Raw genomic sequence first — 719 nt, 5'->3', positions numbered from 1 at the left:
TAACCGGGCTTCCGGTTTCGGTTCCCGCCACAGTCGGGTTCATCGCCCTGTTCGGGATCGCCCTCGGAAACGGCATGGTGCTCGTTAGTTTCATGGATGATTTTGCGCGGGCTGGCCGAAACCTCGATGATCTCGCCATCGAGGCGGCGGGTCTTCGGGCGCGACCTGTTCTGATGACGGCGATGACGACAGCGCTTGGACTTGCCCCCCTGCTCTTCGCGACAGGAGTCGGGGCCGAAGTGCAACGGCCGCTAGCAACTGTCGTGACAGGCGGGCTGGTTTCGTCGACCTTGCTCACCCTGCTGGTGATGCCTGCGCTGCATCGCTGGTTCGCTCCGAAGCCGGAAAGCCATCACTCGCTTCTGGAGTCCGAACACGTCCATCCTGCCGTGACGGTGTGAGCCCCCGGGCCGTGGGCGGGTATTCCGCCCACGGCGCAAGGCCAGATAGGAGACCCAATTGACCTCGCCAAACGAACATGATCACGACCGCAAGGAGACCAGCCATGGTCACGCGCATGATGGCTGGCTGAACCAGCTCCTTGGAGGCCGGGCAGAACTGGTCTTTGCCCTCGCGTGTGGCACGTGTCTGCTTGTGGGCTGGCTTGGGCCGAAACTGGGTTTTGTGCCGGAGAACACTGGATTTCTATTCTTGCTCGCCTCGTATGGCTTTGGCGGTTATTTTACTTTGCGCGAAGCGGTCGGCAGCATTCTCAAAGG

Annotated in this window: 1 protein-coding gene and 1 pseudogene; both read left to right on the top strand. The window is 61.3% G+C overall.

What is annotated here, in order from left to right; translation table 11 throughout:
• A partial coding sequence (locus HOC_RS20650) for an efflux RND transporter permease subunit (RefSeq protein ID WP_035542681.1) occupies positions 1-401 on the top strand: 401 nt, incomplete at its 5' end.
• Between the two features lie 58 nt (positions 402-459).
• A pseudogene (locus HOC_RS20645) lies at positions 460-719 on the top strand (heavy metal translocating P-type ATPase); the annotation flags it as partial.

Origin of the sequence: Hyphomonas oceanitis SCH89, from assembly GCF_000685295.1 — a bacterium.
GTDB classification, from domain to species: Bacteria; Pseudomonadota; Alphaproteobacteria; order Caulobacterales; family Hyphomonadaceae; genus Hyphomonas; species Hyphomonas oceanitis.
This window is presented reverse-complemented; position numbering and strand designations above follow the sequence as displayed.